This window comes from Rhizohabitans arisaemae (assembly GCF_025996515.1).
In the GTDB taxonomy this organism is placed as follows: Bacteria; Actinomycetota; Actinomycetes; order Streptosporangiales; family Streptosporangiaceae; genus Rhizohabitans; species Rhizohabitans arisaemae.
The window spans coordinates 184464-200514 of record NZ_BLRH01000034.1; the positions used below are offsets into that span (position 1 = coordinate 184464).

Below are 16051 nucleotides of genomic sequence, written 5' to 3' on the forward strand. Positions count from 1 at the left end.
GTCCCGGGCGCGGTCCCACGCGAGGGGGAGGCGTACCATCGCGGGATGCACCTTGATCTCGTGGCGGTCCTGGTCGAGGACTACGACCGCGCGATCTCCTTCTACGTCGGCGTCCTCGGCTTCCGGCTGGCCGAGGACTCGCCCGCGTCGACGGGGGACGGCCGCCCCAAACGGTGGGTGGTGGTCCGCCCGCCGGGCGGCGGCACCGGGCTCCTGCTCGCCCGCGCCGACGGACCGCGCCAGGAGGCCGCGGTGGGGGCCCAGTTCGCCGGCCGGGTGGGCTTCTTCCTGCGGGTCGACGACTTCGACGCCGCGCACGCGCGCATGGTGGCGGCCGGTGTCGAGTTCCCCGTCCCGCCCCGCGATGAGCCGTACGGGCGGATCGCGGTCTTCCTGGACCTGGAAGGCAACCGCTGGGACCTGCTCGGCCCGCCCCCCGGAGACGTCGTCCAGGCGCCGGGGTAGGGGTACGGCCGCGGTCCGCGCGGTCGCCCGGACCGAGGTCGGCGAGGATGGCGCGCAGGTGAGACCGGGGGCGTGCAGCAGGGGCGTTGAAGGAGCGGTCGACCGGTATGTCGCGACCGCCCGGCGACTCGTCATCCTCACGAACTCCTGACGTCGGCCGGACGGACACCGCCGGGTTCCGGGGCGGTCTGCCCGAGACGTCGGCCATCGGCGGCCCCCAGGTCCTCCCGGAGCCGCTCCGTCGAGACCGTCCACACCCGACCTAGCCGCTGCGGGCGAGGACCTGGCCGATCACGCGTGCCCCGTCGGGGAAGGCCCCCGGATTGGGGCCCGCATAGCTGAGGCGGACGAACTGCCCGGTCGGTTCCGCGGGGAACCACTCGTTTCCCGGGCCGACGACAACCCCGGCCGAGGTGCATTCCCGGACGACCCGCTCGAGGTCGACGGCGTCCGGCAGGCGCGCCCAGAGATTCAATCCGCCCTGCGGCACGGTGTGCGGCCGCGCGTCGGGCGCGTGCTCGCGGAGGCTTGCGACGAGAAGATCCCGGCGGCTCTTGAGCTGCTGGCGAAGCCGGCGCAGGTGGGTTCGCCAGGCGGGCTGCGTGACGACGTCGAGCGCGACCGCTTGCAGCACCCCGCTGACGTACATCGAATCCGCCTGCGTGTCGGCGAGGATCCGCTTGCGCGCCGGGCCGCGTGCGATCAGCCCGGCGACCCGGACCGCCGGGGAGACGCTCTTGCTCAGCGAGCGGAGGTAGACGACGTGCCCCGCGTCGTCCAGAGCGGCGACCGGGCGCGGATCCGCGGTGATTCCGAAGTCGTGCGCCACGTCGTCCTCGATGAGGAACGCGCCGTGCCGCCGGACCGTTTCCACGACCTGGTCCGCCAGCGCCCGCGTCCACAGCGCCCCGGTCGGGCTGGCGAAACTCGGCTGGGCGTAGAAGGCGCGCGCCCCGGACTGCTCGAACGCGCGCGACAGCGCATCGGGGTCGGGTCCGCCGGATCCGCTGGGAACGGGGATGACGTGCACACCGACCTGGGCCGCGGCCAGAATCGCCCCCCAGTAGGTCGGCGACTCCATGAGCAGCGGCCGGCCCGCGCCGACCAGGGAGCGGAACACGGTGCTCAGCCCACCCTGGCTCCCCGGAATGATCACGACGTCACCGGGGGAGACCGGTGTGATTCCGGTCGGGGTCGCCGACTCCAGTTCCGCCGCGAACCAGGACCGCAGATCGGGGAGACCCGCCGTCGGTGGTCTGATCAGAGCCTCGGTACGGGCCGCGCGGGTGAACGCCGCGCGAACGAGGCGCTCGGGCAGCAGCTCACGGTCGGGGTACCCCGAGTGCAGCGCGAGCGCGTCGTGCGGGGCGGGCTGCAAGGCCGCCGGCAGGTGCGGGATCCGGTGGTTCGGCGCGCCGAGCGCGGCGGTCTGCCACCCGAAGTCGTTCGCGCGGACGGCGCGGACGGCGCGGACGAACGTGCCCACGCCCGGACGGCTCTCCAGCAAGCCCTGCGCGGCCAGAATCCGCAGTGCCTTCTGCACGGTGACCGGGCTCGCTCCGTGCTGCGCGACCAGGGAACGGGTCGACGGCAGCCGCGCCCCCGGCGGAGCCGCCGCGACCCACCGCCGCAACTCCGCCGCGATCCTCGCCGCACTGCTATCGTCATACATGAAAACTGATAGTAGCGCTATCCAGCTTGAGGGGTCAGCGCTATCGTCGTCGCAGGCCGGTCTCCGGTGGGGCCTGCTCGGAGTCGCCGCGTTCTCCTTCACCGTCCCGTTCACGCGCGTCGCCGTCGAGAGCGGCACGATGTCGCCGCTGTTCATCGGCTCCGCGCGCGCGGTCGTCGCCGCGCTGCTCGCCGCCGCGGCGCTGGCGATCACCCGACAGCGCCCGCCCCGCGGCGTCCAGTGGGTCCGCACGGCGATCGTCGCCGCCGGCGTGGTCGTGGGCTTCCCCGTCCTGACCTCCTTCGCCCTCACCGGTGCACCGGCGAGCCACGGTGCCGTCGTGATCGCCCTCCTGCCCGCCGCGACCGCCGTGACGGCCGTACTCCGCGGGCGCGAACGGCCTCCGGTGGCGTTCTGGATCACGGCGGCCGTGGGCGCGGCCGCGGCCGTCGTGTTCGCCGCGTTGCAGGGCGGCGGGTTCGGCGGGCCGCGCTGGTCCGACCTGCTCCTGTTCGGCGCCGTCGCCGCGGCCGCGATCGGCTACGCGGAGGGCGGGCTCCTCGCCCGCGAGCTCGGTGCCTGGCAGACCGTATCCTGGGCGCTCGTGCTCTCCGCGCCGCTGATGATCGTCCTTGCCGGTGTCTCGGTGGTCCGGCAACCCCCGAGCGGCACCCCGGTCGAGTGGGCCGCGTTCGCCTACCTGGCCGTGGTGAGCATGTTCCTCGGCTTCTTCGCCTGGTATCGCGGCCTCGCGATCGGCCCGATGGCGCAGGTCAGCCAGGTCCAGCTCGTCCAGCCCGTGATGAGCATCTGCTGGGCCGCGCTACTCCTGCACGAGCCGCTCACCTGGCCCGTCGTCCTCGGCGGCCTCGCCGTGGTCGCCTGCGCCGGAGTCGCCGTCCGGACTCGGCTCGGGCAGGCGAACACGGCCCACTCCACCGTGGTGAAGGCGCCTGGGTTACGTGTCGTCCGGGTGGGCGATCGCGATCGCAGGGGTGCCGAAGACGCAGGACCTTCGCCGGAAGGCCGTTCGTGACCGAGCGCTCAGGCCCTTCGGCGGCTGTACGGCCTGCTCACGACTGGGTGTCGAGCCACTCCTGGAAGGTGGGGCCCGCGAGTTCGGCGTGCGGGCCGGGCAGGAACCCGCCCACGGCGGCGATCTCGGCGTCGGGTGTGCCGAAGCCGTCGACGCCGACGACCCTGACGCCTCGGCGGGCGCCGAGCAGCGCGGCCGCCTCGGCCATGATCTCCCTGCGGGTCCGGCTATCGGCGCGACGAACCAAGCCCCGACGACTCACCAACGCCGCCGACCGCCGGTTGCCGTTCAGGTCCCGATCCCGAGGTAGTGCAGGACCGCCGCCACTCGGCGGTCGGTGCGGTCGCTCTGGGCCAGGTCGAGTTTGGCGAAGATGTTGCGGATGTGCTTGTGCACCGCCCCCTCGGTGACCACGAGACGCTCGGCGATCCCCACGTTGCCCAGGCCCTCGGCCATCAGCGCCAGCACCTCGCGTTCGCGTCCGGTGAGGCGGTCGAGCGGGTCGCGGCGGCGGGTGAAGAGCTGGGCGACCACGTCGGGGTCGATGGCGGTGCCGCCTTCGGCCACCCGGTTCAGCGCGTCCAGGAACTCCTCGACCTTGCCGACCCGCTCCTTCAGCAGGTAGCCGATGCCGGCGGTGCCTTCGGCCAGCAGGTCGGTCGCGAACGCCTGCTCGACGTAGGCGGACAGCACGAGCACGGCCAGCTCGGGGTGGGTCCGCTTGGCGGTGACCGCGGCCCTGATGCCCTCGTCGGTGTGGGTGGGCGGCATTCGGACGTCCACCACCGCCACGTCGGGCCGGTGCTCGGCCACGGCCGCCAGGAACGGGTCGGGCTCGGCCACGGCCGCCGCCACGTCGAACCCTTCCCCGGTCAGCAGCAGCACCAGACCTTCGCGCAGCAGCGCGTCGTCCTCGGCGATCACTATGCGCACGGCAACTCCACCTCGATCACAGTGGGCCCACCCTCGGGGCTGGTCAGTGTCAGCGTTCCGTCGTGCGCCTCGACCCGGTGCCTGATGCCGGTGAGGCCCGACCCGGCGTCGGTACGGGCGCCGCCCATGCCGTCGTCGCGCACCAGGACGCGGAGCGACGGGCCGGCCAGCCCGACCTCCACCTCGGCCCGCCGGGCGCCGCTGTGCTTGGCGATGTTCGTCAGCGCTTCGGCCACGGTGAAGTACGCGGTGGTCTCCACCGAAAGCGGGAGGTGACCCAGTTCGCCTATCGTCAGCGCGCAGGGCACCGGGCATCCGGCGGCCAGCGAACCGAGCGCGCCGTCGAGCCCCCGGTCCGCCAGGATGGGGGGCAGGATGCCGCGCACCACTCCGCGCAGCTCGGCGAGGGCCTGCTCGGCCGCCTCCTGCGCTCGGTCCAGGGCGGGTACGGCACGGGCCGGGTCGCGGTTCAGCGCCCGCTTGGCCGCCGCCACCGTGACCACGACCGCGACGAGCCTGTTCTGCGCCCCGTCGTGCAGCGACCGCTCGATCCTGCGCAGCTCGGCGGCGTGGGCCCGCAGCGCGTCGGCACGGGTGGCGGTGAGCCGCGCGACGCGCTCCGACAGGTCGATGGAGGGGTGCGGGGTCAGGAGCCGGAGCGCGTAGGAGGCCTGCAGGCGGTCCAAGCGGGGGATCAGCAGGATGAGAACCACCATGGCGGCCAGGCCGACCAGGGACAAGACGATTGCCGCAGGCCAGGTGGTCACCGGGATGTTGAAGTTGGCGGCCCGCAAGTCAGGGGGCAGCGCCTGCCACCAGAGGGGGTAGGTGATCTCCCTCAGGGCGGCCAAGGGCATGAACACCCCGAGGAGACCGCATATGAGCCCCGCGGTGGCGTGCACGCCCAGCCATCGCAGATCGCGCGGGGTGGCGAGATCGGCGCGAGCCGCCCGTATCCCGGCTCTCCAGCCCTGGGGGAGCGGTATGACCGTGTAGGGGGTCATCACCTCGAGGCCGGCCCGCCGGAGCCGCCTGCGCTCACGTTCGGCCACGCCCCTGGTCATCGCCACCATCGGCGACACCAGGAGCAGACCCACGCCGAACAGGCAGGCCACGGCCACGAAGATCCAGCAGATCAGTGTGAAGAACGCCATGAACGCGGTGCCGAGTCCCCCTGCCAGGCGCTCAAGGCTCGCAAAGGTTGCCCGCACCATGGAGAGCAGTTTATGGCGAACCGGACAAAAGTCATTCCAGCCTGCTCTACCTCGATCGGGTAGCGCGTGGGATTTCCGCTGGTCGGAACGATTTCTAACGTTGTCCCCATGAACGACCCCTACCGCATCGGCAGCGGCGACACAGCCCCGGCCGACCCCTCCGGCACCCCCGTCCGCAGGCCCTCGGCCAAGCAGGGCGGCGCCGTACTACGTGCCGGCCTCTGGATCCTCCTCATGATCAGCGCAGTGGTCAACGTCATCGCCAACAACCTCGGCGACGGCGTCTCCCCGCTGGGCCTCGGCGCCGGCGGTGTCGCCGCGGCCTGCATCGTCGGCCTCATCGTCCACCACTACAACAGGCGCAAAGCGTGAACCACGTCGTCACCCTCACCGGAGTCACCAAGAAGTACGGCGAGCTCACCGCCCTCGACGACGTCTCGCTGGGCTTCCCGAGAGGCCGCTTCACCGCCGTCATGGGTCCCTCGGGATCGGGCAAGAGCACCCTGATCCAGTGCGCCGCCGCCCTCGACACACCCACCTCGGGCTCGGTCGCGATCGGCGGAGTCGACGTCGGGACGCTCAACGAGACCAAACGCACCGAGCTGCGCCGGGCGCACATCGGCTTCGTGTTCCAGTCCTACAACCTGCTCCCCGCCATCACGGTCGAGGAGAACCTCACCCTCACACTCCGCCTGGCCGGGAGGAAACCGGACCTCGCGTGGATCCGCATGCTCGTCGAACGCGTCGGCCTGCACGATCGGCTCCGCCACCGGCCCGGCGAGCTGTCCGGCGGACAGCAGCAGCGGGCCGCGATCGTCCGCGCCCTGGCCGGCCGCCCCGACGTGCTCTTCGCCGACGAGCCCACCGGCGCGCTCGACCTGCGCAGCGCCTCCCAGGTGCTGGACCTGCTCCGCTCCATGGTCGACGACCTCGGCCAGACCGTCGTCATGGTCACCCACGACCCGGCCGCCGCCGCCCGCGCCCACGACGCGCTGATCATGGCGGACGGCCGCCTCGTCGACGTCCTGCCCGCACCCTCGGCCGAGGATCTGGCCGCACGGCTCACCCGGCTCGCCGGACGCCCCGTGGCCGCCGCGGGCGGTGCGCTGTGATCAGGACGGCCCTGGCCATGTCGGGCCTCGGGGGGCTCGTCGTGGCCTTCTTCGCGGTGCTCGGCGGCATGGCGCTGATCACCGGCAGCGGTGTGATCGTGGAATCGGGGCTCCGCTCCAGCCTTGAGGGCTCACGCCTCGCCGCGGCCGACGTGCTCGTCTCCGCCCCGCAGAGCGTCCGAGGAGGGGAGGGTGGCCTGCCGGTCGGGCTGCCCGAGCGGGCCGTCGTGCCCGCCTCCCTGATCGCCGAACTGTCCCAGGTGGCGGGGGTCGCCTCGGCCGCCGGTGACGTCACCTTCCCCGCCGCCCTCGTCGGTGCGGAAGCCGCGGCCACGGGCGACGGGCACGGCTGGGCGTCAGCCGTACTCGCCGGAGGAGCCGTCCTGGACGGCCGAGCGCCCCGGGCCGCGGAGGAGATCGTCGTATCGAAGACCCATGCCGTACGGCCGGGCGCCGACGTCGAGGTGATCGCGGCAGGCAAGCGCGGCACCTACCGGGTGACCGGCGTCGTCGACGCGCCCGGCCTCTACTTCGCCGACCGCGTCGCCCTCGACCTCGCCGACCGTACGGCGGGCCAGAGGGCCGGCACCGTCGACATCGTCGCGCTGCGCGCCGCGCCCGGCACCGACGCCGGCGCCTTGGCCCAGGCCGTGCGGAAGCGGATCGGCGACGGCTACGAGATCAGCACCGGGTCCGCCAAGGGCGACGCGGAATCGCCCGGCACGGCCGCCGCCCGTACCCTCCTCATCGCTTTGCCGAGCTCCGTCGGCGGCCTCAGCCTGCTGATCGTCGGCTTCGTCGTCGGCGGCGGCATCTCCCTGTCCATCACCCGGCAGCGCCGCGACCTGGCCCTGCTGCGCGCCGCCGGCGCGACCCCGCGCCAGGTGCGCAAGCTGGTCGCCGCCCAGGGCATGGCGGCGGCCCTCGCCGCGCTCATCCCCGGCGCGGCGGCCGGCTACCTCATGGCCGCGCACTTCGGCGACCTGCTGGTGCATGTGGGCATGTTGCCGGCGAACATGCCGCTGACCTACAGCCCGATTCCCGCCGTGGCCGCCGCGCCGCTGCTGCTCGGCGTCGTGCGGGTGTCGGCCTTCGCCACCTCGATCTCCGCGTCGCGGATGCCGGCCGTGGCGGCCGTACGGGACTCGGCCGGCGAACCGCGCACCCCCTCGGCGGTCCGATACAAGAGCGGCCTGCTGATCATCCTGGCTTCCCTGCTGATCTCATCGCTGCCGCTGTTCATCCGCGGCGAGATCGCCGCCGTCGGCCCCGGCGTCGCCGCGCTGCTGTCGGTGATCGGCCTGGCACTGGCCGGCCCGAGGCTCGTGCAGTCGGCGACCGGCCTGCTCGCCAGGCACCTGCCCGCCCGTGTGCCGGCCTCCGTCTGGCTCGCCGTGGCCAACACCCGCGGATACGCGCTGCGCACGGCGGGCGCGGTGGCCGCGCTCGGCATGGTCGTCACGCTCGCCACCAGCGTCGCGCTGACGCATTTCACCATCCTGCAGGCCACCGCCGACGAGACCGCCGAGACCCTCAAGGCCGACGCGGCCGTCACCGCCCCCGCCTACGGCGGCATCCCGCACGGACTTCTCGACGACGTGCGCCGCACCCCCGGCGTGACGGCCGCCGTCGCGACCTCCACCACCGTCGTCGCCTCCCGCTCGCTGGCCGTCGGCGACGACGGCGACAACCTGGTGTCCCGTACGGCCATGGTGCTCGGCCCCGACGCGGGCGAGCTGGTGGACCTCGGCGTCGGCGCGGGCAGCCTCGCCGACCTCAAAGGCGCCACGATCGCCCTCGACGAACGCGCCGGCGAGGTTGGGGAGCGGTACGACCTCGTCCTCGGCGACGGCGCGGCGGTCAAGGCGCGCGTCGTGGCGACCTACAGCCGCGCCCTCGGACTCGGCCCCGTCGTCCTCTCCCGTGACCTTGTCGCCGGGCACACCACCACCGGTCTGGATTCGACCATCCTGGTCCGCACCGACGGCGACAGGTCCGGCCTCGAGCGGCTCACGGCCCGCTGGCCCGGCGTCGACGTCGCCGCCGGCAGCCCGTCCCCGCAGGCGGGGGAGACCTCCGCGCAGCTCTGGATCAACATCGCGGTGCTCGCCGTGCTCCTCGGCTACGTCCTGGTCTCCGTCGCCAACCGGCTGGTCGCCACGATCGCCTCCCGCGGCGCCGAACTCACCGCCGTCAAACGGCTTGGCTCCACCCCGCGCCAGCTCACCGCCATGATCCGCTGGGAGGCCCTGATCATCGCGCTCACCGCCTCCCTCGCGGGCCTGGCCATGAGCGTCGTGCCGCTGCTCCTGCTCAGTGTCGGTTTCCTCGGCCGCCCCTGGCCGGCCGGCCCCCTGTGGGTGGCGCCCGCCGCGATGGCGACGGTGTGCGCGGTGGTCTGGCTCGCGTACGAACTCACCGCCCGCCGGCTGATCAGGCACGCGTGACCGGCTGATCAGGCTCTCCTCGACACCGAGGCGATTCGTCGCCGGGCGCGCCCGTACCGGTGGACGGCGTCCTTGCGGCCTTATCCGAAGTCGCGGCGGCGGAGGGCGAGCAGTCCGCCGCCGAGCAGGGCCGCCGCGACGGCGAGCAGGGCCAGGAGCGGCGTGGCGCCCGAGGACGTCACGGCGAAGGGGTTGGGGATGTGGTGGAACGGCTCCAGCGGGCTTCCGCCCCACAGTCCGTACAGGGGGCCCACGACCTGTCCGAACCCGGCGATGACGATCCAGACGACCCAGGAGATCGCCGCGCTCGCCCGCGGCAGGAGCCCGTAGGCGAGCACGCACACCGCCCCGACGCACCAGGCGGCCGGCACGGCGCCCAGCGCCCCGGCCAGGAAGCGGGGCAGATCGGTGGCGAGGTCGCCCACGAGCACCGAGTACGTCGTGCCGAACACGATTCCGGAGACGGCCATCAGCGCCGTCGTACCGAGCCCGGTCACGATCAGGTGCCCGGCCGCCCACCGGAGACGGGACACCGCGGTGGCCTGGACTGCCTCCGCGCGGCCCGAGGTCTCCTCCGAGCGCAGCCGCAATGTCATGAGCACCGGGTAAAGGGCGATGATGTACGCGAGCAGCTCGACGTCTGAGGCCAGCGCGGCGATCAAGGCCACCTTCTGCCGGTTGCCCTTGGAGTAGGTGCGGCATTTCTTGCGGGGATCGAGGTCGAAGCGCTCCAAGAGCTCGGCGCGGCGTTGCTCGTTGAGCCCGCCGCGCAGCCGGCCGAGCAGGTCGATCACTTCGCCGCCGGACAGGTTCGGCCACAGCGTGACATCTCCCGGCACGTAGGCCAGCCTGCGGTGCAGCTCGGCGGCGTCGGCCCACGGATCGCCGCCGAGCAGCCGGGCGGTGCCCGCGTCCGCGCGGAGCATGCCGAGCAGGATCCGGATCGTGGTGCTCTTGCCCGCGCCGTTCGGCCCGAGGAAGCCGTGCACCTCCCCGGTGCTCACAACGAGATCGAGGCCGTCCAGCGCGCGGGTGGCGCCGAACGCTTTGACCAGGCCGGTCACCGATAACGCTTCACTCATCGGAGTGCTCCTCGGCTGAAGGGGGCGTGGCCCCGCCGTCTGCCCGGTTCCCGTTCAGGGTCTCGCGGTACGCGGCGGCCTCTTCCGTGCTGATCCAGGGATGGGAGTAGAGGTCGAGCAGAGTCAGGGCGAGCAGGTGGGCGCCTTCCTCACCGGACGCGTCGACACCCAGCGCCCGGGATATGTGTTCCTGCAGGATTCCGACGCCCAGGGCCATCGCCGTGCCCACCGTCGCTCTGGCCTTGCGGTCGGTGAAGGGGGGATCGGAGCGGGTCTCGTCGAGCACGCCGAGCCACTGCTCGCTCATCCGGGCCATCGCGTCGAACACCGGCTCGGCCCGTCCCTCGGTCAGGGCGCGCGCCAGGTATCGCCGGTACGGCCCGAGGGTCGCCATGGAGACGGCGACGTGGTTCACGCCGTCGGCGGGGGTGTTCGCGTGGGCCTGCTCGTTGATCCTTGTGATCAGTTTGACCAGGTGGGCGTCACACGCCTCGCGCAGCGCCTGCTTGGACCCGAAGTGATGGCGCAGCAGTCCCGGGGACACCCCCGCGGTCTCGGCGATCGCCCGGGTGGTCGCCCCCTCGAAGCCATGCTCTCCGAAATGGTGCAGGGCCGCGTCTCTGATCCGCGCACGAGCGGTCAGGTCTTCAGGGTCGGGATTTGCTGTCGTCACTGCCCAGAACTCCTATCCATGTGCATAGCAAAGTATCCATATGAATAGCATGCTATGCAAGTGGATAGTCAGGACGGTGTCTATGAGAGAGAAGCGATGAACCGCCCCCGTACCCCCAACACGCCATCCATACGTTCTGTAGTTAATTGCCTACGCTGTGTAGCTTGGGGGGCGGAACTCCGCCTCCGTCGTGGGTGGCGGTAGCCCTCATATCAGGAGGTCAAGATGACTCGTACAACCGCCCTTGCGCTGGGTGCCCTTGCCGCTGCCGCGGTTCTCGTCGGCGGAGCCCCGATCGCGAGCGCCGCGGACGGCAGCGACGAGAAGCCGGGCCTCGTCGCGCCGAACAAGGCTGCCGCGGCCCACGCCGCGGCGCTGGCCCCGCACCCGCAGTTCTTCGGCGCGTTTGTCGTCGTACCGCCTGGTCAGAACCGGGTGGCCACCGTGTCCTGCCCGGCGGGTCAGGTACCCTCCGGAGGCGGCGGTGCGACCAGCGGCATCCGGATCTTCTTCACCGACTCCTTCGCGAGCGGCAACGGCTGGGTGATACGCGGTACGAACACCAACACGGCCAACGAGAGCATCAGGGCCTTTGTCGTCTGCACGACTCCCTGACCAAAGGCCGGGGGCACCCTGCCCCAGGTGGTGTCCCCAAGCCTGTTCACCTCGGGCGCGGGGACACCACCCTGCTCAGCCTCGGGTGTGTTCGAGTCGCCTGGAAGGGACTCGGCAGTGACCCGCCGACCGGAGAACCGGCCGGCGGGCACGGTGCCGGGTTACGGCCAAAGGATCGAACAGGCCTCGCAGACCCGCCCGATGTCGTGCAGCCAGCAGCACCGCCGCTTGCCCGGCGCATGCGTGCAATTCTCGATCCAGCAGGGCCCGGGCCAGGCTTCCGCGTCCCCCTTGGGGGCGACCAGGCTCAGCAGCCTGTCGGCGAGCGAACCGATACCCTTCAGCATCGTTCCTCCATTCCGTTGACCCTTGTGTGGTGCGACCACCCGGACCGATCGTCAAGGGCCGCCGTAGGAATCCCGTAGAAAGGTCACGGCGGGAGGATGTAGATATCCGGCTACGGGTGGTAAGAGGCAGGGACCGCGCCATGTCCGCGTGTCAGGGCCGTTGTGGCCGTACCCGGAGCACTGCTTTCCGCATGGCCGATACTCCGAGGAAGAGGCGCTCGCCTGTCCGTTGAGGAACGATCGAACCAAGTAGCCGATCACCCATGGAGCCCGCAGGATTCAATACGGACCCTCCCTCGCATGACCGAATCCTGATATCCGGTCATGAAATTGGATTGTCCGGTGCTCGCCTAGAAGTAGCGTAGAAGAACTGTTGGCCCCAGAAAACCGCCAATTCAGACCGTATCTTCCGGAAGACCAAGATCATGACTCATCGGAGGGCGGGCGAGAATGCAGTCGTTGATTTGCGTCGGATCAGAGCGGCAAGGACCGCGCGTACTCGGCCGCCGCTGGGGGTCGCCCAGCGGCGGCCGTCCCACACCTCTAGAGGCCCAAGACATCGGAATCTGGCAGGGCTCACTGAAGACCCCCAACGCTCTGCGGACTTCTACTTTTTACCGAGTTTCTACGATACTCATACATCAGAAATCAACAGATGTATTGCCGATTTCGGACGGAAGTCTCGCTTTACGGCAGGGCCGAAGCGAGAGCGAGACGTGTCGAGCGCCGACTGGACGCGTCGGCTTGCCGTCGTTACCTCGATGACGGTACCTGATCCGCGGTGTAGCCGACCGGTCTTATTCCGGTCGGCGAGACGCCGGAGGCGGATCTCCAACGATTTTCCTACGGAGCCCCTACCGCTGGGCTCAATGGCTTTCCATGATCGAATACAGGGTTCGGTCGTGGACGGAGAGGCTTTGCCAAAAGGCCCGGGTTTTCCGGCTGATTTCCTTCAAGCCTGATCAAACCATTCGGGAACCATGACGGCTGGACACCGCCGACTGATGAAAGCCCGGCGGAATGTCTCGGTCGACTATCTGGTATACGAACTCTGGGGCGATAAACCCCCTCCAACCTGCAGAACTCTGATCCGTGGCCATGTCCTGGCGTTGAGGCGCCTAATCCCAGCCGGAGCGTCCGAAGTCATCCAGTATCGCGCCGGCGGCTACCAGTTGAATGTCGAGCGTGACGCCGTCGACGCCTCTCAATTTGAGGATCTCTACGACGAGGCATTCATAATGCGCGGCAACAGTAATTCTACCGGTGCTTCAATTCTGTTTAAAGAGGCGCTCTCGCTCTGGCGTGGTCCGGTATTCGCCAACGTTCCCGTCACATCACAGACGGCCACCTACGCGGACACCCTGAACGAACGCCGCCTCGCGACTCTTCAGCTGCGAATCGAAGAGGACCTGGAGCACGGACAGCCGGAACATCTCGTCACCGAGCTCGTCGGACTGGTGGCGGAGCACCCCTTCCGCGAAGGGTTCGCGGCGCTGCTCATGCGCGCCCTCCTCATGGCGGAGCGGCACTCGGAGGCGCTCAAGTTCTACGCCCGGCATCAACGCCGGCTGCGGGAGGACTTGGGCGCCGATCCCGGTCCGGAACTCCGTCGGCTCCACCAGCGGCTCCTGGCCGAGGAACGGCGTCCCGCTTCGCAGCCACCGTTGCCCCCCGGCCCGACCCAGCCGCGCCGATCCCTCCACGAAGGACTCGTCCCGGCGCAAACCCCGCCTGCTCCGGCGGACTTCACCGGACGCGTCCGCGAGATCGATCACCTGACCGAGGTGCTGGCCGCGCAGGATCGGCCGACGCTTACCACAGTCGCGATCTCCGGACTCGCCGGCGTGGGCAAGACCACGCTCGCGATTCACCTGGCCCATCGCCTCAAGGAGCGCTATCCCGACGGTCAGCTCTACACCGACTTCACTCCCGGCACCACGCCCGGCATGGTGCTGGGACAGTTCCTGCGTGCGCTCGGCGTCGCACCGGCCTCGATCCCCGAACCCCTCGCCGAGCGGACTCCGCTCTACCGCAGTCTCCTCGCGGACCGGCGGGTGCTGGTCGTCGTCGACAACGCCAAGACCGAGAAGCAGGTGCGGGCCCTCCTGCCGGGTTCGGCGGGGTGCGCGGTCGTGGTCACAAGTCGCCGGCGGCTCCTCGGGCTGGAAGCCGCTCGTTTCATCGACCTCGAGGTCCTGGAACCCGACTCCGCGGTCGAGCTCTTCGCCAACATCGTGTCTCCCGAACGGGTGGAGAGGGAGCCGACCCACGCCCAGGAGATCGTCGAGCTCTGCGGCAGGCTGCCGCTCGCCGTACGGATCGCCGGGGTCCGGGTCGCGGCACGGCCGGAACGGCGACTCGCCGCGTTCGCCGCGGAGCTCCGCGACGAGACCTCCAGGCTCGACCATCTCAAAGCGGGCGACCTCGACGTGCGGGCCAGCATCGTCAGGTCGTACGTGGACCTCCACCACGCGCAACGCCGACTGTTCCAGCTGCTCGGACTGCTGGACGTCCCGCACTTTCCGGCACAGACCGCGGCCGCGCTGACCGGCATGCCGGACCAGGTCTCCCGGGAGCTGCTGTTCGCCCTGGTGAACGCGCACCTCGTCGACGAGATCTGTCCGGCCTCCTGTGGGCAGACCCGCTATCGCATGCCCGAACTCATTCGGATCTTCGCCCGCCACCGCGCGAACTCCACGACGATGTGCACACCCGGCTGATGTCCCCCTGTCCCGGACGTACGGCGGCCGCTGCGCGCCTACCGGAACGGAGTGGCCCGAATCGTGTCGGCGGCGCCCCTGGCAAGGCGACGACTCTCAGGATGACGCTCCGTAGTGGGTGGCGATCGCGGTGGCGCGGTCGCGCAGGGAGTCGCGCAACCACTGCGGGGCCAGGGCTTCCGCGTACGTGGTGAGCTGCCACAGCGCCCATACGGCGTGTCTCGGGTCTTGGAAGGTCGCCTCCAGCCGCAGCCGGCCGTCCGAGTCGGCCTCTTCGGCGTGGACGGCCAGCGCGGTGCCCACCAGGTCCTCCCGCCGCGCCGGGTCCACCCGTACCAGCACGGTGACCTGGTCGCCGCCGGCCCGGAACCGCGTGCTGCGTTCCTGCCAGGCCAGGTCCAGATCGACGCGGTCCGGCCGCTGAGCGGGTTCGGCGAGCTCCTCGGCGGCCAAGATCCGGGACAGCCGGTAGGTGCGGTCCGCGCCAGACCTCGTGGCCAGCAGGTAGCCCCGGTCGCGTACGGTGACCAGGCCGATCGGGTCCACCGTGCGCCACTTCGGGGTCTGGCCCGCGGCCGCGTAGTGGATGCGCAGCTTGTGTCCGGTGAACACCGCGCGCAGGACCTCGGCCGCCACGGCGTCGGGCACCTCCTCGTCGACCAGCCGGCGTGAGAGGAGGTCGGTCTCCGGGTCGATGAGCAATCGCTCGGCCGCGTCGGCCGCGGTGTCCCGATAGCTCTCGGGAAGCGCGTCGACCACCTTGAGCATCGCTGAGGCGAGCGCCGAGCCGAGGCCGAAGGCCTGCGCGCCGCGCCGCGATCCGGCCACCAGCAAAGCAAGGGCTTCGTCGTGGTTCAGTCCGGTGAGCTCGGTCCGGAAACCGGGCAGCAACGCGAAACCACCGTGCCGGCCGCGTTCGGCGTAGACCGGGACACCGGCCGCGGACAGCGCCTCGATGTCGCGCAGCACGGTGCGGGTGGACACCTCCAGCTCGCGGGCGAGCGCGGTCGCGGACAGCCGGCCGTGCTGCCGCAGCAGGAGCACCAGCGAGACCAACCGGTCGGCGCGCATACGAAAACTCTACTGAAATACACGACACAGGATGTCGTGATTTGCCGGGAGGCTTGGCGCCACGACGAGAAGGTCGGCGGCTACCGAGCCGATGGACATACGCGATGTCAACGAATCGAAGGGAACCGATGTGGCAATGGAGCGAACGGCGGTCAATCCGTGGGCGTGGTCGGTGGAGCTGGGGTACAACCAGGGCGAGGTCGTCTCCGGGCACACCCGGACCCTGTACTGCGCCGGGCAGACTGCGATGAGCGGCGAGGGCAAGCCTCAGCACGCGGGTGACATGGCCGCGCAGCTGGCGCTGACCCTCGACAACCTGGAGGCGGTTCTCGGCGAGGCCGGCATGTCCCTCGCGAACCTCGTCCGGCTCAACGTCTACACCACCGACGTCGACCGGCTCTTCGAGCACTACGGCGTGCTGGCGTCGCGGCTGGGCGTCGCCGGGGTGGCACCGTCCACCACGATGCTCGGGGTGTCACGGCTGGCGATCCCCGACCTGATGGTCGAACTTGAGGGGACCGCCGTCGCGTGATGTGACCTCGCCGCCTCCGGCAGCCCTGCCGGAGGCGGCACGAGTGTTGGAGGGGGGATGGCGCCCAAGGGGCGTTGACTTTGTCGCAAGCTATGACGCATCATGTTGATACAAAGCTTGTGACAAAGGAGT

Annotated in this window: 16 protein-coding genes; 8 read left to right on the forward strand and 8 right to left on the reverse strand. The window is 70.8% G+C overall.

What is annotated here, in order from left to right; translation table 11 throughout:
* The first annotated feature begins 45 nt into the window (after window positions 1–45).
* Window positions 46–465, forward strand: a complete 420-nt coding sequence (locus RUR_RS16225) for a VOC family protein (protein WP_283135895.1) — start codon at window positions 46–48, stop codon at window positions 463–465.
* 262 nt (window positions 466–727) lie between these two features.
* On the opposite strand, the gene RUR_RS16230 is transcribed toward RUR_RS16225, so the two are convergent.
* Window positions 728–2137, reverse strand: coding sequence for an aminotransferase-like domain-containing protein (locus tag RUR_RS16230; RefSeq protein WP_283135896.1), 1410 nt, complete (start codon window positions 2135–2137; stop codon window positions 728–730).
* Between RUR_RS16230 and RUR_RS16235 the strand changes: the two genes are divergently transcribed.
* Window positions 2136–3173, forward strand: coding sequence for a DMT family transporter (locus tag RUR_RS16235; protein ID WP_283135897.1), 1038 nt, complete (start codon window positions 2136–2138; stop codon window positions 3171–3173). The genes RUR_RS16230 and RUR_RS16235 overlap by 2 nt on opposite strands.
* Before the next feature lie 37 nt (window positions 3174–3210).
* Here the strand turns inward: RUR_RS16235 and RUR_RS16240 are convergent, their stop codons facing one another.
* The 3 genes from RUR_RS16240 to RUR_RS16250 form a co-directional block, all read right to left on the reverse strand.
* On the reverse strand, window positions 3211–3381 hold the full coding sequence (locus tag RUR_RS16240) for a hypothetical protein (protein WP_283135898.1): 171 nt from the start codon (window positions 3379–3381) through the stop codon (window positions 3211–3213).
* 80 nt (window positions 3382–3461) lie between these two features.
* Window positions 3462–4106 (reverse strand): response regulator transcription factor, encoded by a 645-nt coding sequence (locus tag RUR_RS16245; protein ID WP_283135899.1) that lies wholly within the window; start codon window positions 4104–4106, stop codon window positions 3462–3464.
* Entirely contained in the window at window positions 4097–5320 is a 1224-nt protein-coding gene (locus RUR_RS16250) for a sensor histidine kinase (RefSeq protein ID WP_283135900.1), read from the reverse strand. The genes RUR_RS16245 and RUR_RS16250 overlap by 10 nt, the downstream gene beginning before the upstream one ends.
* Before the next feature lie 108 nt (window positions 5321–5428).
* Between RUR_RS16250 and RUR_RS16255 the strand changes: the two genes are divergently transcribed.
* Genes RUR_RS16255 through RUR_RS16265 form a run of 3 tightly spaced genes read left to right on the forward strand, consistent with a single transcriptional unit; the run spans window position 5429 to window position 8879 of the window.
* The gene (locus tag RUR_RS16255; protein WP_283135901.1) at window positions 5429–5692 is read left to right on the forward strand and encodes a hypothetical protein; all 264 of its coding nucleotides are present in this window, start codon (window positions 5429–5431) and stop codon (window positions 5690–5692) included.
* Complete coding sequence (locus tag RUR_RS16260) at window positions 5689–6432, forward strand: ABC transporter ATP-binding protein (RefSeq protein ID WP_283135902.1); 744 nt, start codon at window positions 5689–5691, stop codon at window positions 6430–6432. Before RUR_RS16255 ends, RUR_RS16260 begins: the two co-directional genes overlap by 4 nt.
* Entirely contained in the window at window positions 6429–8879 is a 2451-nt protein-coding gene (locus RUR_RS16265; RefSeq protein WP_283135903.1) for an FtsX-like permease family protein, read from the forward strand. The genes RUR_RS16260 and RUR_RS16265 overlap by 4 nt, the downstream gene beginning before the upstream one ends.
* Before the next feature lie 80 nt (window positions 8880–8959).
* Here the strand turns inward: RUR_RS16265 and RUR_RS16270 are convergent, their stop codons facing one another.
* Both RUR_RS16270 and RUR_RS16275 read right to left on the reverse strand, forming a co-directional pair.
* Window positions 8960–9961, reverse strand: a complete 1002-nt coding sequence (locus tag RUR_RS16270) for an ATP-binding cassette domain-containing protein (protein WP_283135904.1) — start codon at window positions 9959–9961, stop codon at window positions 8960–8962.
* A complete protein-coding gene (locus RUR_RS16275) occupies window positions 9954–10634 on the reverse strand; it encodes a TetR/AcrR family transcriptional regulator (protein ID WP_283135905.1) in 681 nt (226 codons plus the stop codon). Before RUR_RS16275 ends, RUR_RS16270 begins: the two co-directional genes overlap by 8 nt.
* A 225-nt stretch (window positions 10635–10859) precedes the next feature.
* Between RUR_RS16275 and RUR_RS16280 the strand changes: the two genes are divergently transcribed.
* Window positions 10860–11249 carry a hypothetical protein gene (locus RUR_RS16280; protein WP_283135906.1) on the forward strand — a complete coding sequence of 130 codons (390 nt, stop codon included), beginning with the start codon at window positions 10860–10862 and terminating at the stop codon, window positions 11247–11249.
* Window positions 11250–11410: 161 nt separating this feature from the next.
* Here the strand turns inward: RUR_RS16280 and RUR_RS16285 are convergent, their stop codons facing one another.
* Entirely contained in the window at window positions 11411–11596 is a 186-nt protein-coding gene (locus RUR_RS16285; protein ID WP_283135907.1) for a hypothetical protein, read from the reverse strand.
* 1004 nt (window positions 11597–12600) lie between these two features.
* Here RUR_RS16285 and RUR_RS16290 point away from each other — a divergent pair.
* The gene (locus RUR_RS16290) at window positions 12601–14316 is read left to right on the forward strand and encodes an AfsR/SARP family transcriptional regulator (protein ID WP_283135908.1); all 1716 of its coding nucleotides are present in this window, start codon (window positions 12601–12603) and stop codon (window positions 14314–14316) included.
* A 96-nt stretch (window positions 14317–14412) separates the two neighbouring features.
* Here RUR_RS16290 and RUR_RS16295 read toward each other — a convergent pair whose 3' ends face one another.
* Entirely contained in the window at window positions 14413–15387 is a 975-nt protein-coding gene (locus RUR_RS16295; RefSeq protein WP_283135909.1) for a helix-turn-helix transcriptional regulator, read from the reverse strand.
* 136 nt (window positions 15388–15523) lie between these two features.
* Between RUR_RS16295 and RUR_RS16300 the strand changes: the two genes are divergently transcribed.
* A complete protein-coding gene (locus RUR_RS16300) occupies window positions 15524–15919 on the forward strand; it encodes a RidA family protein (RefSeq protein ID WP_283137039.1) in 396 nt (131 codons plus the stop codon).
* The last annotated feature ends 132 nt before the right edge of the window (window positions 15920–16051 follow it).